The 17,869-nt window shown below is 47.0% G+C and carries 15 protein-coding genes; 13 read left to right on the top strand and 2 right to left on the bottom strand.

Annotation, left to right across the window (positions count from 1 at the left end; translation table 11 throughout):
* Positions 1-259: 259 nt before the first annotated feature.
* Positions 260-649 (bottom strand): SPOR domain-containing protein, encoded by a 390-nt coding sequence (locus tag EOO49_RS00910; RefSeq protein WP_290841994.1) that lies wholly within the window; start codon positions 647-649, stop codon positions 260-262.
* A 220-nt stretch (positions 650-869) separates the two neighbouring features.
* On the opposite strand from EOO49_RS00910, the gene EOO49_RS00915 reads away from it, so the two are divergent.
* From EOO49_RS00915 to EOO49_RS00975, 13 genes are all read left to right on the top strand, one after another.
* The gene (locus EOO49_RS00915) at positions 870-2,207 is read left to right on the top strand and encodes a c-type cytochrome (protein WP_290841995.1); all 1,338 of its coding nucleotides are present in this window, start codon (positions 870-872) and stop codon (positions 2,205-2,207) included.
* A gap of 30 nt (positions 2,208-2,237) precedes the next feature.
* The gene (locus EOO49_RS00920) at positions 2,238-5,300 is read left to right on the top strand and encodes a TAT-variant-translocated molybdopterin oxidoreductase (RefSeq protein ID WP_290841996.1); all 3,063 of its coding nucleotides are present in this window, start codon (positions 2,238-2,240) and stop codon (positions 5,298-5,300) included.
* A gap of 33 nt (positions 5,301-5,333) precedes the next feature.
* Positions 5,334-6,740 (top strand): NrfD/PsrC family molybdoenzyme membrane anchor subunit, encoded by a 1,407-nt coding sequence (gene nrfD / locus EOO49_RS00925; RefSeq protein WP_290841997.1) that lies wholly within the window; start codon positions 5,334-5,336, stop codon positions 6,738-6,740.
* Entirely contained in the window at positions 6,727-7,257 is a 531-nt protein-coding gene (locus EOO49_RS00930; protein ID WP_290841998.1) for a DUF3341 domain-containing protein, read from the top strand. The genes nrfD and EOO49_RS00930 overlap by 14 nt, the downstream gene beginning before the upstream one ends.
* 7 nt (positions 7,258-7,264) lie before the next feature.
* Entirely contained in the window at positions 7,265-7,816 is a 552-nt protein-coding gene (locus tag EOO49_RS00935) for a cytochrome c (RefSeq protein ID WP_290841999.1), read from the top strand.
* A gap of 24 nt (positions 7,817-7,840) precedes the next feature.
* Entirely contained in the window at positions 7,841-9,376 is a 1,536-nt protein-coding gene (locus tag EOO49_RS00940; RefSeq protein ID WP_290842000.1) for a quinol:cytochrome C oxidoreductase, read from the top strand.
* Between the two features lie 18 nt (positions 9,377-9,394).
* Positions 9,395-10,621 (top strand): cytochrome c oxidase subunit II, encoded by a 1,227-nt coding sequence (locus EOO49_RS00945; RefSeq protein ID WP_290842001.1) that lies wholly within the window; start codon positions 9,395-9,397, stop codon positions 10,619-10,621.
* A gap of 27 nt (positions 10,622-10,648) precedes the next feature.
* Positions 10,649-12,460, top strand: coding sequence for a cbb3-type cytochrome c oxidase subunit I (locus EOO49_RS00950; protein WP_290842002.1), 1,812 nt, complete (start codon positions 10,649-10,651; stop codon positions 12,458-12,460).
* An 81-nt stretch (positions 12,461-12,541) separates the two neighbouring features.
* Positions 12,542-12,841 (top strand): GNAT family N-acetyltransferase, encoded by a 300-nt coding sequence (locus EOO49_RS00955; RefSeq protein WP_290842003.1) that lies wholly within the window; start codon positions 12,542-12,544, stop codon positions 12,839-12,841.
* A complete protein-coding gene (locus tag EOO49_RS00960; RefSeq protein ID WP_290842004.1) occupies positions 12,841-13,128 on the top strand; it encodes a GNAT family N-acetyltransferase in 288 nt (95 codons plus the stop codon). Before EOO49_RS00955 ends, EOO49_RS00960 begins: the two co-directional genes overlap by 1 nt.
* A gap of 33 nt (positions 13,129-13,161) precedes the next feature.
* Positions 13,162-14,184 (top strand): Holliday junction branch migration DNA helicase RuvB, encoded by a 1,023-nt coding sequence (ruvB, locus tag EOO49_RS00965; RefSeq protein ID WP_290842005.1) that lies wholly within the window; start codon positions 13,162-13,164, stop codon positions 14,182-14,184.
* 250 nt (positions 14,185-14,434) lie between these two features.
* Complete coding sequence (gene queG / locus EOO49_RS00970) at positions 14,435-15,355, top strand: tRNA epoxyqueuosine(34) reductase QueG (RefSeq protein ID WP_290842006.1); 921 nt, start codon at positions 14,435-14,437, stop codon at positions 15,353-15,355.
* 140 nt (positions 15,356-15,495) lie between these two features.
* On the top strand, positions 15,496-17,163 hold the full coding sequence (locus EOO49_RS00975; protein ID WP_290842007.1) for an SBBP repeat-containing protein: 1,668 nt from the start codon (positions 15,496-15,498) through the stop codon (positions 17,161-17,163).
* Here the strand turns inward: EOO49_RS00975 and EOO49_RS00980 are convergent, their stop codons facing one another.
* Positions 17,164-17,763, bottom strand: a complete 600-nt coding sequence (locus tag EOO49_RS00980; protein WP_290842008.1) for a hypothetical protein — start codon at positions 17,761-17,763, stop codon at positions 17,164-17,166.
* Positions 17,764-17,869: the final 106 nt, after the last annotated feature.

Below are 17,869 nucleotides of genomic sequence, written 5' to 3' on the forward strand. Positions count from 1 at the left end.
TATGAGACGCTTTTATTGCTTTTTATTCAATTTTTAGGTCGATACAGTTTCCGACAAAAATTGATCGCGATACAATATTGTCGTTTTTATCGATTGTGGACTTTCGGAAAACACTCAGTTCGCATGCCGAATTAGCCATTGATACGCTGAATCTTTGCGGCATTACGAGGCGCGGTGGAAATTTCTAGCCAGGTTTTATATCTTCGGACATTAAATAAAAAAAGCCCCATATTTGGGGCTTCTTTGTTGGAATTATTTTTTACTTGTTGGGTTTGATGATGATGGCGTTTGGAAACTTTTTTCGCAAATCGGCCAGGTTTCTCTCGGCTTCGATCCTCGATTTGAAATTCCCGACCCAGACTTTGTAGGCTGGCGTGCTAAATACTACCGTAGCGTCGAGATTTTTGTTGTCTTTTCTGAAATCGGTGAGGATTTTTTTGGACGTTTCGCTGTCTCCGTTGTAAATCTGGATTTTGTATTTGTCGTTTACTGTTATCGAAGAGTTGAAACGTCTTTTTTCGGATAACATCTGCTCGAATTTCGGATCTTGCGAAACGGTAACCGATCCGTTCTGGGCGTGGGTCGAAATGCTAAATAAGCACATCGTGAATACTGGAAAAATAAGGTGTTTTGGCGAGTATGGATTCATAAATGCGTGATTTTTATACAAATGTAAAACTTAAACCCAAAGTCGTGCCAATAAAATTATTTAGAATAATTATAAATTGATAATTAAGACTATTTTAAGGTTTTCAGACTTCCTCATATATCGTATTTTTGCTCAAATTTTTAAAGAAGTGCCCATTTTGCTTTGTTTTCAAGCAAAGCCGAATGCAAGCCGATCCTTCAAGTCGATAATCGTTAACAATATGAAAAAAGTGGGTAACCATAATTCGATTCTAAAAACTTTGTTCTTTAGTTTAGCGCTGATTCTCACGTCTTCGACGGTTGCTTTAGGTCAAGAAGCTGCTCCGGCGCCTGCCGCTGCTGCTCCTGCCGAATCGGCCGCTGCTCCCGCAAGTGGAGGTGATCCAGTAGCCGGAAAAGCTCTTTTCAACACGAATTGCGCCGCTTGCCACAAGTTGGATTCAAAATCTACGGGGCCTGCGCTTCGCGGTGTTGCAGACAAGCATCCGATGTCTTGGATTTACGATTGGGTCCACAACAGTTCGGCCATGGTTAAGGCTGGCGATCCCAAGGCTGTAGCGCTTTTCGCGGAGTACAAGTCTGTAATGACGGCGTTTCCGCAGCTTTCTACTGCTGATATCGACAACATCATCGCCTATACGTCACAGCCAAAACCGCCGGCTGCACAAACAGCTGCTGGAACTTCAGGTCCTCCGGGAACTGCGGGTGCGCAGAGCGATGTTTCCAATAACGTAATTCTTGGTGCTCTTGTTGTAATCTTGTTGATTTTAGTGGCCGCGCTTATCATGGCGAACCGCGTTTTGACTAAGGTTGCTGCGAAAAACGGCATTGAGGTCGCTCCAAAAGAAAAGACACTTCCTATCTGGGTTGCTTTTGCAAGAAACCAATTCCTTGTTTTTGTCACTTCGGTTTTCCTTTTGTTGGCTGCCGGGTATTTCGCTTACGGATGGTTCATGCAAGTAGGTGTAGATCAAGACTACGAGCCAATCCAGCCAATCCACTACTCACATAGAATTCACGCCGGAAGCAACGGTATCGACTGTAAATATTGCCACTCTGCGGCACGTGTCGGTAAAAACGCCGGTATTCCTTCGCTTAACGTTTGTATGAACTGCCACAAGAATATTGCTGAAGTTTCCGATACTACTGCGACTCCGGAACATTCCAAAGCGTTCTACGACGGAGAAATCCAGAAACTTTACGACGCTGTCGGATGGGATAAGGCAGGTCAGAAATACACAGGTAAAACGCACCCGGTAAAATGGGTTCGCATCCACAACTTGCCTGATTTCGTTTACTTCAACCACTCTCAACACGTCACTGTGGCTGGAATCGAGTGTCAAACATGTCACGGTCCGGTTCAGACTTTTGAGTTGATGAAGCAATTTTCTCCGCTTACAATGGGATGGTGTATCAACTGTCACAGAAAAACAGAAGTGAAGATGCAAGGGAATGAGTACTACGCTAAAATTCACGAGCAGCTCGCCAAACAATATGGTGTAGACAAGCTTACGGCCGCCCAAATGGGAGGTTTGGAATGCGGTAAGTGCCACTATTAATCTATTACTAAGAAGCAAATTATATATACGATGTCATCAAACAAAAAATACTGGAAAAGTGTTGAGGAACTTAGTGAAAACAGTTCTATTGTTGAGACGCTTAAAAGCAACGAGTTCGTTGAAGAGATTCCGGTAGCCGATTTCCTGGGCAATGAAGACAGTTTGTCGTCTTCTTCCACTTCACGACGCGACTTCTTAAAATTTGTCGGATTTAGCACGGCAGCAGCTTCATTGGCGGCTTGCGAAGGTCCGGTTCACAAATCGATTCCTTACGTAGTTCAGCCAGAGCAGATCGTTCCCGGAGTTTGGGATATGTATGCCACGACTTTCTTCGACGGTTTCGACTTTGCCAACCTGTTGATCAAGACACGCGAAGGCCGTCCGATCAAGGTTGAAAACAACAAAGACGGCGGCGCTCGTTTTTCGGCAAACGCCAGAGTTCACGCTTCGATCTTGTCTATGTATGACAGCTCTCGTTTGAAGCAACCGAAAATCGGTGGAAAAGACGCTTCTTGGGACGAAGTTACTGCTGCGATCAAAGCAGGTGTAGCCAAAGGTGGGAAGACTGTAGTGCTTACAGGAACGATCGCGAGTCCGACGACACAAAAATTGATCAATGAGTTCATAGCTGCTCACGCAGGTGCAGAACACGTACAATATGATGCTGTTTCGGCTTCGACAGCACTCGATGCTTTCGAACAGGTTTACGGCGAAAGAGGTTTGGTGGATTATGATTTCGGTAAAGCCGATGTGATCCTCGGAATCGGAGCGGATTTCCTTGGCGACTGGCAAGGTGGTTCGTATGACACCGGTTACACGCTCGGACGCATTCCGACGAAAGGCAAAATGTCACGCCACGTACAGTTCGAGGCAAACATGACGCTTTCAGGAGCAAACGCCGACCGTCGTGTCCCGATGACGCCAGCCCAACAAAAACAAGCTTTGGCTTTGGTTTACAATATCGTGACCGGAGCAGGCGAAGCGACTTCACTCGATGCTAAATTGAAAGCGGAAGTCGTAAAAGCGGCACAGCAAATCAAGCAAGCCGGAACACGCGGAGTCGTTGTTACTGGAATCGACGATAAAGACGCTCAATTGGTAGCTCTTGGAATCAACCAGGCGTTGGCTTCGCAAGCTTTCGTTGGAGCGCCGATCCGTCAGGTGAGAAAAGGTTCGGATGCCAAAGTGAAGAATTTCCTTTCGGAATTGACTTCGGGCAAAATCCAATCGCTTATCATTTACGGAACAAACCCAGCATACACGCTTCCTGAGGCAAAAGCTTTCGCCGATGCTGTGAGGAAAGTTCCGTTCTCTGTATCGTTCACCCAACGCGAGGACGAAACGGCTTTGGCTACGAAAGTGGCTGCGGCGGTTCCGCATTATCTTGAGTCTTGGGGCGATCTTGAACTTGTCAAAGGGCAATACGCTTTGGTGCAACCGACAATCCGTCCGTTGTTCAATACACGTCAGTTCGAGGAAGTTCTTTTGGAATTGAATGGAAGTTCGGCTTCGATCTATGATTATGTCCGTTCGAATTCGGCAGCTTTCCTTGTCGGAACAAACTGGAACAAAGCTTTGCACGACGGTATCTATTCTGGAGCGGTTCAAGGTGTTTCAGGTGGAACCGGAAGTTTTGCGGCTTCTGTGAGCGCTCTTGCATCCGCGAAAGCGACCGGAAAATTCGAGCTCACGCTTTACACAAAAACAGGTTTGGGAGACGGGCAACAAGCCAACAACCCATGGTTGCAGGAATTCCCGGATCCAATCACCCGCGTGTCTTGGGATAACTATGTGACTGTTTCCAAAGCCGATGCAGACAAACTTGGTCTTGAAAACAAAATCGTCGCCAATGGTGGTCTTAACGGAAGTTATGCTACGCTTACAGTTGGCGGTAAAAAGATAGAAAATGTTCCTGTGATCGTTCAGCCGGGGCAAGCTGTCGGAACTCTCGGTTTGGCCGTTGGTTACGGAAGAAAAGCTTCGATGCAGAAAGAAATGCAGGTCGGAATCAACGCTTATACACTTTATAACGCTTTCAACAGCGTACAAGGTGCGGACATTGCGGCAGAAGGCGGAGAACACGAGTTCGCTTGTGTGCAGTCGCAAAAGACGTTGATGGGACGCGGCGATATCATCAAGGAAACGACTCTTGGTGTATTCAACGATCCGAAAGTAGAAGTTCAGCAGTGGAACCCGCAACCGATGGTTTCCCTCGATCATAAAGAAGTCGAAGCTACGAAAGTCGACCTTTGGGAAGCTTTTGACAGCACGACCGGTCACCATTTCAATTTGTCTATCGACCTGAACGCCTGTACGGGTTGTGGTGCTTGCGTTATCGCTTGCCACGCCGAAAATAACGTTCCTGTCGTTGGAAAAGCGGAAGTTCGTAGAAGCCGTGATATGCACTGGTTGCGTATCGACCGTTACTATTCATCTGAAGATACTTTCGCTCAGGACAATGAGAAGAAAGAGAACTTCGACGGATTGTTCGGTGACAACGGTTCATTGGGCGGATTCGGAGAAATGGAATTGCCGGCCGACAATCCACAAGTGGCTTTCCAGCCGGTAATGTGTCAGCATTGTAACCACGCTCCGTGTGAAACGGTTTGTCCGGTTGCCGCTACTTCGCACTCTCGTCAAGGTCACAACCACATGGCTTATAACCGTTGCGTAGGAACCCGTTACTGTGCGAACAACTGTCCTTACAAGGTGCGTCGTTTCAACTGGTTCTTGTACAACAATAACGAGGAATTCCCTTTCAACATGAATGACGATCTTGGTCGTATGGTGTTGAACCCAGACGTGAACGTTCGTTCTCGCGGGGTTATGGAGAAGTGTTCGTTCTGTATCCAATCTACACAAGCGGTCATCCTTGCTGCAAAACGCGATGGACGTGCCGTTGGTGCCAACGAGTTCAACGATGCTTGTGCCTGTTCTGCAGCTTGTTCTTCCGGAGCTATGGTTTTCGGAGACGTGAACAATGCTGAAGATCCGATCACCGAACATGTGAAAGACGACAGGATGTACCACTTGCTCGAGCACGTCGGAACGAAGCCAAACGTATTCTACAAAGTCAAAGTAAGAAACGTCTAATCAAGAGAAATTAATTAAGAAACACGATAAAGTATGTCATCGCACTACGAAGCACCCATCAGAAAACCCTTAGTTTTAGGTGATAAGACGTATCACGATGTTACTGTTGAAGTCGCTTTCCCAGTTGAAGGCCGCGCCAACAAGCAATGGTGGACTGTATTTTCAATAGCATTGGTCGCGTTCCTTTGGGGATTAGGCTGTATCACTTACACCGTCGCGACCGGTATCGGTTCGTGGGGTCTTAACAAGACTGTCGGTTGGGCGTGGGATATTACCAACTTCGTTTGGTGGGTAGGTATCGGGCACGCCGGAACGCTTATCTCGGCGGTGCTCCTTTTGTTCCGTCAGCGTTGGAGAATGGCCATCAACCGTTCCGCGGAAGCGATGACCATCTTCTCGGTAGTCCAGGCCGGTTTGTTTCCGGTAATCCACATGGGTCGCCCATGGATGGGTTATTGGGTACTTCCGATCCCAAACCAATTCGGATCACTTTGGGTAAACTTCAACTCGCCACTCCTTTGGGACGTATTTGCGATCTCGACTTACCTTTCGGTTTCACTCGTATTCTGGTGGACAGGTCTTTTGCCTGACTTTGCGATGCTTCGTGACAGAGCCGTGACGCCTTTCACAAAAAGAATCTATTCCATCCTTTCGTTCGGATGGAGCGGACGCGTAAAAGACTGGCAGCGTTTCGAGGAAGTTTCCCTCGTATTGGCAGGTCTTGCGACGCCACTTGTACTTTCTGTACACACGATCGTATCCTTTGACTTCGCTACCTCGGTAATTCCGGGATGGCACACGACCATCTTCCCACCTTACTTTGTTGCGGGAGCGGTATTCTCAGGATTTGCGATGGTAAACACGCTTCTCATCATCATGCGTAAAGTGTGTCACCTCGAAGCCTACATCACTTTGCAACACATCGAATTGATGAACATCATCATCATGATCACGGGATCTATCGTTGGTGTGGCCTATATCACGGAGTTGTTCGTGGCATGGTATTCAGGAGTGGAATACGAACAGTATGCTTTCCTTAACCGTGCAACCGGACCTTACTGGTGGGCTTACTGGTCGATGATGACTTGCAACGTGTTCTCTCCACAATTCATGTGGTTCAAGAAACTCAGAACTTCGATCATGTTCTCTTTCATCATCTCGATTGTTGTGAACATCGGTATGTGGTTTGAGCGTTTCGTTATCATCGTAACGTCTTTGCACCGCGATTACCTTCCGTCTTCATGGACGATGTTCTCGCCAACATTCGTCGATATCGGAATCTTTATCGGAACCATCGGATTCTTCTTCGTATTGTTCTTGCTTTACTCTCGTACGTTCCCTGTAATTGCACAAGCCGAGGTCAAGACAATCTTGAAGACATCTGGAGAATATTTCAAAAAACGCAGAGACGAAAATCCTTCACACCATGAGCACCACTAATAAAGTACTACACGCCATTTACAACGATGACGACGTCCTTATGGATGCCGTGAAGAAAACACGTGCGGCCCATTACCACATCGAGGATGTATTTACGCCTTTCCCTGTCCACGGACTTGACAAGGCAATGGGAATCGCTCCTACGAGACTCGCTATCTGCGCTTTCCTTTATGGATTGACAGGTCTTTCGGTTGCGACTTGGATGATGAACAACATCATGATTCAGGATTGGCCGCAAGATATCGGCGGTAAGCCAAGTTTCACTTACTACCAGAACATGCCGGCTTTTGTTCCTATCATGTTCGAAATGACGGTATTTTTCGCTGCCCACTTGATGGTAATCACTTTCTACATGAGAAGTAGATTGTGGCCGTTCAAAGAAGCCGAAAACCCGGATGTCCGTACGACAGATGACCACTTTTTGATGGAAATTGCCGTAAACGACAACGAAGCCGAACTCGTTTCCTTCTTCGAGAAAACAGGAGCGGTAGAAGTTAAAGTAATCGATAAGCACTAACTGTAGTATGAAGACAGTATTCAAAATATCACTATTGGCCACGGTGGCGTTTTCAGTGACTTCTTGTTTCAACAAGAGAGAGCCGAACTACCAATACATGCCAAATATGTACGAGTCTACGTCTTACGAGACGTATTCTGAATCGCCAGCTTTCAAAAGAGGTGGGGTAGAAGCGCAGTTACCGGTGCCGGGGACAATCAAAAGAGGTTTTACGCCTTATGAAATCCCGAACACTACAGAAGGTTATAACTTTTCAAAAACGGTTGCCACTTCGCCTTTGGATTCTACCGAGGTCGACATGGAGAAAGCCAAAGCACTTTTCGATATCTATTGCGGAATTTGCCACGGAACGGCCGGTGACGGAAAAGGAAAACTCGTAAAGCAGGAGAAATTCCTTGGAGTTCCGAGCTACAAAGACAGAGTCGTGAGCATAGGAAGCGTGTATCACGTGCAAACTTACGGACTGAACTCAATGGGTTCATACGCCAACCAGCTTAGCCAACAAGAGCGTTGGATGGTCGCGGCTTACGTAATGAAGCTCAAAAGCGAATTGAAATAACAGAATTAACTGATCGTAATAGATATGTACACTATTTCAAGTAAATTAAAAACATTTTCGGTAATCCTGATGGTTCTCGGACTTCTCGGGATCGGATACGGGTTTTTAACTGCGCCAAAAGATATTAAAGAAGTCGAAGCGATCCTGGCTGCCGAAGCGCACCACGGAGGCGGACACGGTGAAGAACACGCGGCTCCGGCTCACGGAGAAGCGACTCACCACGAAGCTGCGGAAGCTCACGCAACGGCCGAACCTGCTCACGATGCCGCGCATCACGAGACTACAGGCGATTCTGCTACTGCTTCGCACGATTCTGTTACTTCATCAGTTGATACGGTTGCTGCTCATGCGACTGCCGAAGCTCCGGCTGAAGCGCACCATGCCGAAGCGGCTGCTGCCCACGCCGAAAACGGTGAAGCAGACGCTCACGCTGAACACCAAGAACACTTGGAGCATGTTTACCACCAATTGCAAAACAAGCCTTGGGCTGCACTTTACGTCGCTTGTATCTTCTTCTTGTTGATTTCTATGGGCGTTCTTGCTTTCTACGGAATCCAGCAAGTGGCTCAGGCAGGCTGGTCTCCGGTTTTATTCCGCGTTATGGAAGGAATCACGGCTTATTTGCCAATTGGATCCATCTTGTTCTTCGTTTTCCTTTTGACTTGTGCTTTCCACATGAATCACTTGTTCATTTGGATGGGAGAAGGTGTCACAGATCCAAAATCAGAGCATTACGACGCGATGATCGCCGGTAAATCAGGCTTCCTGAACGTTTGGTTCTGGCTTGCACGTGCTGCTGTTTTCCTTATCGGATGGAACATCTACCGTTTCTTCGCCCGCAAGAAAAGTTTGGCTCAAGATGAGTCCAACGACGACAGCAATTACAAAAAACTATTCAAAGGATCGGCAGGATTTCTGGTGTTCTTCATCGTTTCGGAATCGATCATGTCTTGGGACTGGATTATGTCGCTTGACCCGCACTGGTTCTCGACTTTGTTCGGATGGTACGTTTTTGCCTCTTTCTTCGTAAGTGGAATCACAACAATCTGTATGGTGACACTTTACCTGAAATCGAAAGGCTATCTGGAGTATGTGAACACAAGCCACATCCACGATTTGGCCAAGTTCATGTTCGGTATCTCTGTTTTCTGGACTTATCTTTGGTTCTCACAATTCATGCTTATCTGGTATGCGAACATTCCGGAAGAGGTAACTTACTTCGTCCAGCGTATCAACGACTTTGGAATCTTGTTCTGGGGCGCAGTTGTACTGAATTTCGTATTCCCGATCCTCATCCTTATCAACACCGACTTCAAGCGTGTTACCTGGATTTTGATCGGAGCGGGATCTATCATCCTCGTCGGACACTATATTGATTTCTTCAACATGATCATGCCGGCAACGGTTGGTACACAATGGTTCATCGGAATCCCAGAAATCGGATCCCTTTTGTTCTTCCTCGGATTGTTCCTACTTGTCGTATTCTCGGCTCTTACGAAAGCACCACTGCTTCCGAAAAGAAACCCGTTCATCGAAGAAAGCAAGCATTTTCACTATTAATATTTAAAGACATCACAGATGACGACTTTGTTGGTAATTGTAATTTTAGTCCTTTTGTCTGTTGCTATTTGGCAATTGACTAAGATATTTGACTTAACACAGGCAGGCCAGGTTGCTGATGCAGATAATTCGCAAGTGGCGAACGACACTGACAATAACATCCAGGGTTATTTGATGTTCGGAATGCTTGCCTTCATCTATTTGTTCACTATATACGGACTGTTCAAATGGGGACATTTGGTACTTGGCACGCCGGCTTCGGCTCACGGTGCACAAGTGGACAACCTGATGAACATCACTTGGGTTCTGCTTTTCGTGGTTCAGGCCATCACGCAAGGTTTGTTGCACTGGTTCGCATTCAAATACCGCGGAAAAGAAGGGCAAAAAGCGCTTTATTTCGCAGATAACGACAAACTTGAATTTATCTGGTCCGTTATTCCGGCCATCGTTTTGGCAGGTCTTATCCTTTACGGACTATACGCTTGGACAAACATCATGTTCGTTGACGAAGACGAAGATGTGTTGGTAGTGGAAATCTACGGAAAACAGTTTTCATGGGAAGCGCGTTACGCCGGGGAAGACAATGTTCTCGGAAAAGCGAATGTTCGTTACATCGAGGGTGTTAACACGCTTGGTGTCGATATGGCAGATCCGCACGCTCAAGACGATAAGGTCGTAAACGAACTTCACTTGCCGAAAGGAAAGAAAATCCTTTTCAAGATTCGTTCACAGGATATTTTGCACTCGGCTTATTTCCCACATTTCCGCGCTCAAATGAACGCTGTTCCGGGAATGGTAACACAGTTCTCTTTCGAGCCGATCTACACCACAGCCGAAATGCGCGATATGCCGCACATGAAGGAAAAAGTTCACGAAATCAACGAGATCCGTGCACAGAGAAGTCAGGAGTTGATCGCGAAAGGTCAGCCGGGATTGGATCCTTACACATTCGATTACCTATTGTTGTGTAACAAGATCTGTGGTGCGTCACACTACAACATGCAAATGAAAGTGGTAGTCGATGAACCGGAAGATTTCAAAGAATGGTTGGCAGCTAAAGAAACGCTTTCTGCCGCAGTAAAAGCAGAGAAGTCAAAACCAGCCGACGGAGAGGCAAACGCTCCCGTAACTGTCGACGCCGACACTGTGAAAGCAGTAACTCCTGTTTCTACCGCTCCATCTGGCGCCGCCGCCGATACATCTGCAGCGAAACAGGCGAAAGCACAAAAACCATCAGCAAAGTAATTTCAAGAAAATTAAAAGTAAGCATATATGTCAGCAGTAGCTCACGCACACGACCACAGTCACGATGATCATTCCCACGATCACGAGCATCACCATAAGGATACTTTTATAACGAAATACATATTCAGTATCGATCACAAGATGATCGCCAAGCAATACCTTATCACAGGTATTATCATGGGCGTCATCGGGGTCGGAATGTCATTGCTTTTCCGCATGCAGCTTGCCTGGCCGGAAGAATCTTTCAAAGTTTTCAGCTGGTTCCTAGGTGATACGCACGCTCCGGACGGCGTCATGAAAAACGACATGTATCTCGCTTTGGTGACCATACACGGAACAATCATGGTATTCTTCGTCTTGACTGCCGGATTGAGCGGAACGTTCAGTAACTTGTTGATTCCGCTTCAGATTGGGGCACGAGATATGGCATCGGGATTCCTTAACATGATCTCGTTCTGGTTGTTCTTCCTTTCTGCTGTCGTGATGATTTCTTCGCTATTCGTCGAAGCTGGTCCTGCCTCTGCAGGATGGACGATCTATCCACCGCTAAGTGCGCTTCCGCAAGCAATCGGAGGTTCGGGTACAGGTATGACGCTTTGGTTGACTTCAATGGCAATATTCATCGCCTCGTCCTTGATGGGATCTTTGAACTATGTTGTTACAGTAATCAACTTGCGTACAAAAGGAATGTCGATGACACGCCTTCCGCTTACGATCTGGGCTTTCTTTATCACCGCAATCATCGGAATCATCTCGTTCCCGGTTCTTTTGTCAGCAGCTTTGTTGCTTTTGATGGACAGAAGCTTCGGAACTTCATTCTTCCTTTCGGATATTTACATCGCCGGAGAAGTACTTCACTACCAAGGTGGTTCACCAGTATTGTTCGAACACCTTTTCTGGTTCCTCGGACACCCTGAAGTTTATATCGTAATCCTTCCTGCAATGGGACTGGTTTCGGAAATCATGGCGACAAATTCACGCAAGCCGATCTTCGGATACCGTGCGATGATCATGTCGATCCTCGCGATCGCGTTCCTTTCGACTATCGTTTGGGGTCACCACATGTTTATGTCCGGAATGAACCCGTTCCTCGGATCGGTGTTTACGTTCACCACTTTGCTTATCGCGATTCCATCGGCCGTAAAAGCCTTCAACTGGATCACGACACTTTGGAAAGGAAATTTGCAGATGAACCCAGCGATGATGTTCTCAATGGGATTCGTATCGACTTTCATCACCGGAGGTCTGACGGGAATCATCCTTGGAGATTCAACGCTTGACATCAACGTTCACGATACTTATTTTGTGGTTGCTCACTTCCACTTGGTAATGGGAATCTCAGCACTTTACGGAATGTTCGCCGGTATTTATCACTGGTATCCGAAAATGTTCGGACGCATGCTCAACAAGAACATGGGTTACGTGCACTTCTGGGTGACTACGGTTTGTGCTTATGGCGTCTTCTTCCCAATGCACTTCATCGGCCTTGCCGGATTGCCACGTCGCTACTATACAAACACGAATTTCCCTTTGTTCGACGATTTGCAGAACGTGAACGTGCTGATCACGATGTTCGCCCTTATCGGAGGTGCGTTCCAGTTGGTCTTCCTTTACAACTTCTTCAGCAATATTTTCTTCGGAAAACGCGCTCCGCAAAACCCTTGGAGATCGACTACACTTGAGTGGACAACTCCGGTAGAACACATCCACGGAAACTGGCCGGGAGAAATTCCTCACGTACACCGTTGGCCATACGATTACAGCAAACCAGGACACGATGAGGATTTCGTACCTCAAACCGTTCCGATGAAAGACGGCGAAGAACAACTTCACCACTAATTCACAAAAGCATATTAAGAAGCCTCTCGATCTCGGGAGGCTTTTTGTTTTTGTCGTATCTTGGAATCAAATCCTAGCATAATGACTGAAGACAACTTCCGTTTCGACGAACACAAAAAGCGGTTTGAACTCGACGTTGACGGCCACCAAGCCATCATCGAAAGCATCCTGAACAACGAAAACATCATGTTTCTTACGCATACCGAAGTTCCGGTGGCGCTCGAAGGAAAAGGTGTCGGCAAGAAAATCGTCGAACTCGCCCTCGATTACATCAAAGAACACAATTACAAACTCGCGCCTTTGTGTCCGTTCGTGGCCGCTTACCTAAAGCGTCATCGCGATTGGGAACCACTTCTGGCGCCAGGCTATCACATCGGATAATGGAAATCACGAAAAACGAATCCCAAAGCCAATACGAACTTCACCTCGAAGGCGGCAAAATCGCTTTTGTCGAATATTCGGTCAAAGACGATAAAATCTATCTGACGCATACCGAAGTTCCGAAATCAGTGCAAGGCCAAGGCGTCGGACAAAAACTGATCGCCCAAACGCTCCAATCCATCAAAAAAGAAGGCAAGACTTTGGTGCCGCTTTGCGCTTTCGTTTCTTGGTACGTAAACAATCATAAAGAATGGCATTCGCTGCTTTCCGAAGGTTACCAAATGTAATCCCGCGCCCGAACATTTCCCTATCTTTGCCGCATGAATGAACACCTCGATCCAACGAATTCCGGTTACAATCCCGAAGAACTCGATGTAGAAAAAAAGTTGCGGCCTTTGAGCTTTGACGATTTCGCGGGTCAGGATCACGTGTTGGACAACCTCAAGATCTTTGTCGAGGCGGCTAACCAACGAAACGAAGCGCTCGACCATTCGCTTTTTCACGGCCCGCCGGGATTGGGCAAGACGACTTTGGCCAACATTCTCGCGAACGAGCTCGGAGTCGGTATCAAGATTACTTCCGGTCCGGTGCTGGACAAACCCGGAGATTTGGCCGGATTGCTGACGAATCTCGAGGAAAGAGACGTGCTTTTCATTGACGAAATCCACCGTTTGAGTCCGGTTGTCGAAGAATATCTGTATTCCGCCATGGAAGATTTCAAGATCGACATCATGATCGAATCGGGTCCAAATGCGCGAACGGTCCAAATTAACCTGAATCCGTTTACTTTGGTTGGCGCGACAACGCGTTCGGGATTGCTCACAGCGCCAATGCGCGCGCGTTTCGGAATTTCGTCAAGACTCGAATATTACAACACAGAATTGCTCACGACAATCGTACAACGCAGTTCGGCCATTCTGAAAATGCCGATTTCCATGGAAGCCGCGATAGAAATTGCCGGTCGCAGCCGAGGAACGCCACGTATCGCCAATGCACTTTTGAGGCGCGTCCGCGATTTTGCCCAAATCAAAGGCAACGGGAAAATCGACATCGCGATTGCGCAATATGCGCTCAAAGCCTTGAACGTCGACGCCCACGGATTAGACGAAATGGACAACAAAATCCTGGTCACAATTATCGACAAATTCAAAGGCGGACCGGTCGGACTTTCGACTTTGGCAACCGCGTGCTCTGAAAGTTCCGAAACCATCGAGGAAGTTTACGAGCCGTTTTTGATCAAAGAAGGTTTCCTGGTGCGAACGCCTCGCGGACGTGAAGCCACCGAAAAGGCGTACAAACACCTTGGGAAAATCCGCACGAATTTGCAAGGCGGGCTTTTCTAGTAGCAGAGGCAGTTGCAGTAGCAGTTGCAGTTGCAGTAGCAGTAGCAGGTTGTCCCGGAATACTTATTTTAAATAATTTGGGCGTTCCGGCGTCCGGAAAATGTTTTGTAACGACAAAGATCAGTCTGGCCGCCGTCGGGCTGTCCCGCTGCTATCTTTTTGGCAAAAGCTTTAAGGTTCGAAAACCTTACAGGTTCGTCAAAAAGGATATCCGCTTGCATCCCTAACGCAAATCCCGTTTCCAAAACCCATGATTTCCCAAAAATCCAAATACACGGCATTTATCAAGCAAGAGGCAAAACGTCTCGGCTTTATGTCGTGCGGGATTTCAAAAGCGGGTTTTCTCGAACAGGAAGCGCCGAGACTTGAAGCCTGGCTCAAGAACAACATGCAAGGTGAAATGTCCTATATGGAAAACCATTTCGACAAGCGCCTCGACCCGACAAAACTCGTCGAAGGCTCGAAAAGCGTGATTTCCCTTTTGCTCAATTATTTTCCGTCCGAAAGCCAAAACGAGGAATCGTTCAAGATTTCAAAATACGCTTACGGCCAGGATTACCACTTCGTCATCAAAGATAAATTGCGCGAATTGCTTTTCTCGATCCAAACCGAAATCGGTGATGTCGATGGACGCGCTTTCGTAGATTCGGCTCCGGTTTTAGACAAAGCCTGGGCGGCGAAAAGCGGTTTGGGCTGGATCGGCAAGAACTCGAACCTGCTCTCGAAAAAAGTTGGTTCCTTTTTTTTCATTGCCGAACTCATCGTCGATCTCGAACTCGACTACGACAACGCCACGACAGATCATTGTGGATCGTGCACGGCTTGTCTCGACGCTTGTCCAACGCAGGCGATTGTCGCGCCCTATGTGGTCGACGGCAGCAAGTGTATTTCTTATTTCACGATCGAACTCAAGGAAAATCTTCCGTCAGAGATGAAAGGTAAATTCGACGATTGGATGTTCGGTTGCGACGTTTGCCAAGATGTGTGTCCGTGGAATCGTTTCTCCAAACCGCATTCGGAACCGCTTTTCAACCCAAATCCCGAATTGTTGTCGATGTCCAAAAAGGACTGGGAAGAAATCACTGAGGAAACTTTCCGCAAGGTTTTCAAGAATTCGGCCGTAAAGCGAACCAAGTACTCAGGCCTGAAGCGCAACATTGATTTTCTGTGAATTGATTTTTGTCAGTTTACTAAGTTGTTGATTGTCATATTGGTGAAATTGCCGCATCTGAAATCCCGATTTCCTAAAAATCTTGTTTTGTAAGAAAGTTCGCGTTGCATTTTGTACTTTGAAGTCCAAAACTTCAACAAATGACCAAAAAACTACTTTTTCTCTTTTTGCTGTTTCCGATAGTTGCACTCGCCCAGATTCCCAATTGGCAATGGGCGAAAAACGCGGCCTTGATGTTCAACGGCATGACTGCGATTCACGACATCGGCCCAGATGGAAATATCGTCATGGTTGGCGACTTCAATCAACCGACGGTAACTTTCGGAAGTACGACCCTTAGCCAGACCACGCCAAATTTCTCTGACGTTTACATGGTGAAGTACGATCAGTCAGGCAATGTCGTTTGGGCGAAAAGCTTCGGCGGCACAAACACAGATTCGGTAAGTGGCGTGAGAATCGCTCCCGACGGCAGTATTTACGTGACAGGCGGTTTCTGGAACAACCTCACGATCGACGGAACAACTTTCACGACCGTTTTGGGCGCAAACTACATTTCGAAATACGACAGTCAGGGAAATCTGCTTTGGCTTAAAAGAGCTACAAATTCCCAGTCGGGTTGGGGAATCCAACAAATGGATTTCGATTCGCAAGGCAATTTGTATGTGGCGGGAAGCATCAACATTCCAACGCTCACGTTCAATTCGCAAACCGTGAATTACGTCGGCTATCAACCCAATTCGGTGAATCGCGTTTTCTTTGGAAAATTCGATCAGGACGGAAATTGTCTTTGGCTGCGCTGTCCGGAAACCACGCAAGTGAACGAATGGGGCAGTTTTTCGTTTGGAATTTCGGTCGACAATCAGGGCAATATGGCCGTAACCGGACGTTTTCACGAATTCACGCTCGATTTTGGCGGAATCACGTTGTCCAAAACCTCTACGGACAATTACAACTCCAACGTTTTTATTGCCCAATATGACACGAACGGTTCGTTGCTTTGGGCGAGGAACGCAGGAACTTCGACGAATAACATTACGACGGGAAGCGGCATTGCGCACGACAATTCAGGGAATTTGTTCGTGACGGGAAATTTCACCGGCACTATCAGTCTGGACGGAATTTCGCTTACTTCGGGCGGCGGCAGCAAACAATTCCTTTTCAAGTTTTCTGCTGTCGGGACGGCGCTTTGGGGAAAAGCGGTTCACGCGACAGGCGCTTGTTCGGCACTTTCGCGATCGCTCGACGTCGATAGTTTCGGATCTGTTTACGTCGCCGGAATGACGCAATGTTCCAGCCTCGAATTCTGGGACGGCGTTTCGATCACCATGCAAGGCCAAGGCGGACTTTACATCGTAAAATTCAACGCCGACGGTTTGCCGATTTGGGTAAGAAGAAGCGGCGAGCAAAACATCAACAATGAAGCTTGCATCAAAGTTTTGGCTCCGAACGAAATTTACGTTTCGGGCACATTTTCGGCATCCACATTTACTTTGGGCACGATTACCTTGACTAAAAGTCCGGCGAATTATGATCTGTATCTGGCCAAAATGTACGCCCAACCTTTGAGCGTCGACGATTTTGCGTCCCAAAAAATCGCGGTTTACCCGAATCCGGTGACATCTGAAATGTTCCTCGAAAATGTAGCGTCCGGACTTGACTTCTCGATCAGCGACGTATCGGGGCGAATGGTCAGAACTGGAAAAACGGAACTTTCGCCAATCTCGGTCATCGGGCTCGCATCTGGTATTTATGTGCTGAATCTGCGAAACCAATCCGAAAACAAATCGGTAAAATTCATCAAACAATAATCAGTCGAACTTCATCTCGAATAACAAATAGTGTTCGATGTTGAACTTTTTGCCCCAATTCTCGATGTCGGTTCCGTCGGCTTCAACCTCGCACCACGACTTGCTTCCGTCCTTATGTTCAGTCGGTAGAATGTAGGCGAAGGCGTAGAAAGGTTTTCCGACGGAAATCGGCATTCTTGTTCCGAAGTCCCGCAAACTGTATTCGTCAGATTTCGTGCTTTTGTAATTTCGGCTGATTCCGAATCGGCCAAAATTGAACTTGATGCGCAGGTTTTTGGCATCGGTTTTTCCCGACATCACCGTAAATAGCAACGAATCGTTGTCGATTTTGAAAACTTCGTGTTCGCGCGAATTGAAGATCGTATCGACCTTTTTGACTTTTCCTTTCCAGATTTCTTTCGAGACGATCGAGTAATTCCTGCCTTTGACATTTTCGCCAGAAATCGCAACCTTATAGTAATCGATTTCCTCAAATTCAAGCAGATTCCGGAACTCCTTGTTTTCATATGAACCTGTCGCGTCCATTTTCAGTTGCGCGATCGAAATCGTTCCGATGAGACAAAAAAGTGCTGTCACAATGTGTTTTCCAATATTTTTCATGAGTATAAGTTTGAGGCAAAACTAGCGCCGGGCAAACGCAATTTGGGTTAACCCGACACTAAACAAGGTTAATTAGTGTTAACGGATCGGGATTTTTGTGTGACCG

It is taken from the genome of Flavobacterium sp. (assembly GCF_004295795.1).
Taxonomy (GTDB): Bacteria; Bacteroidota; Bacteroidia; order Flavobacteriales; family Flavobacteriaceae; genus Flavobacterium.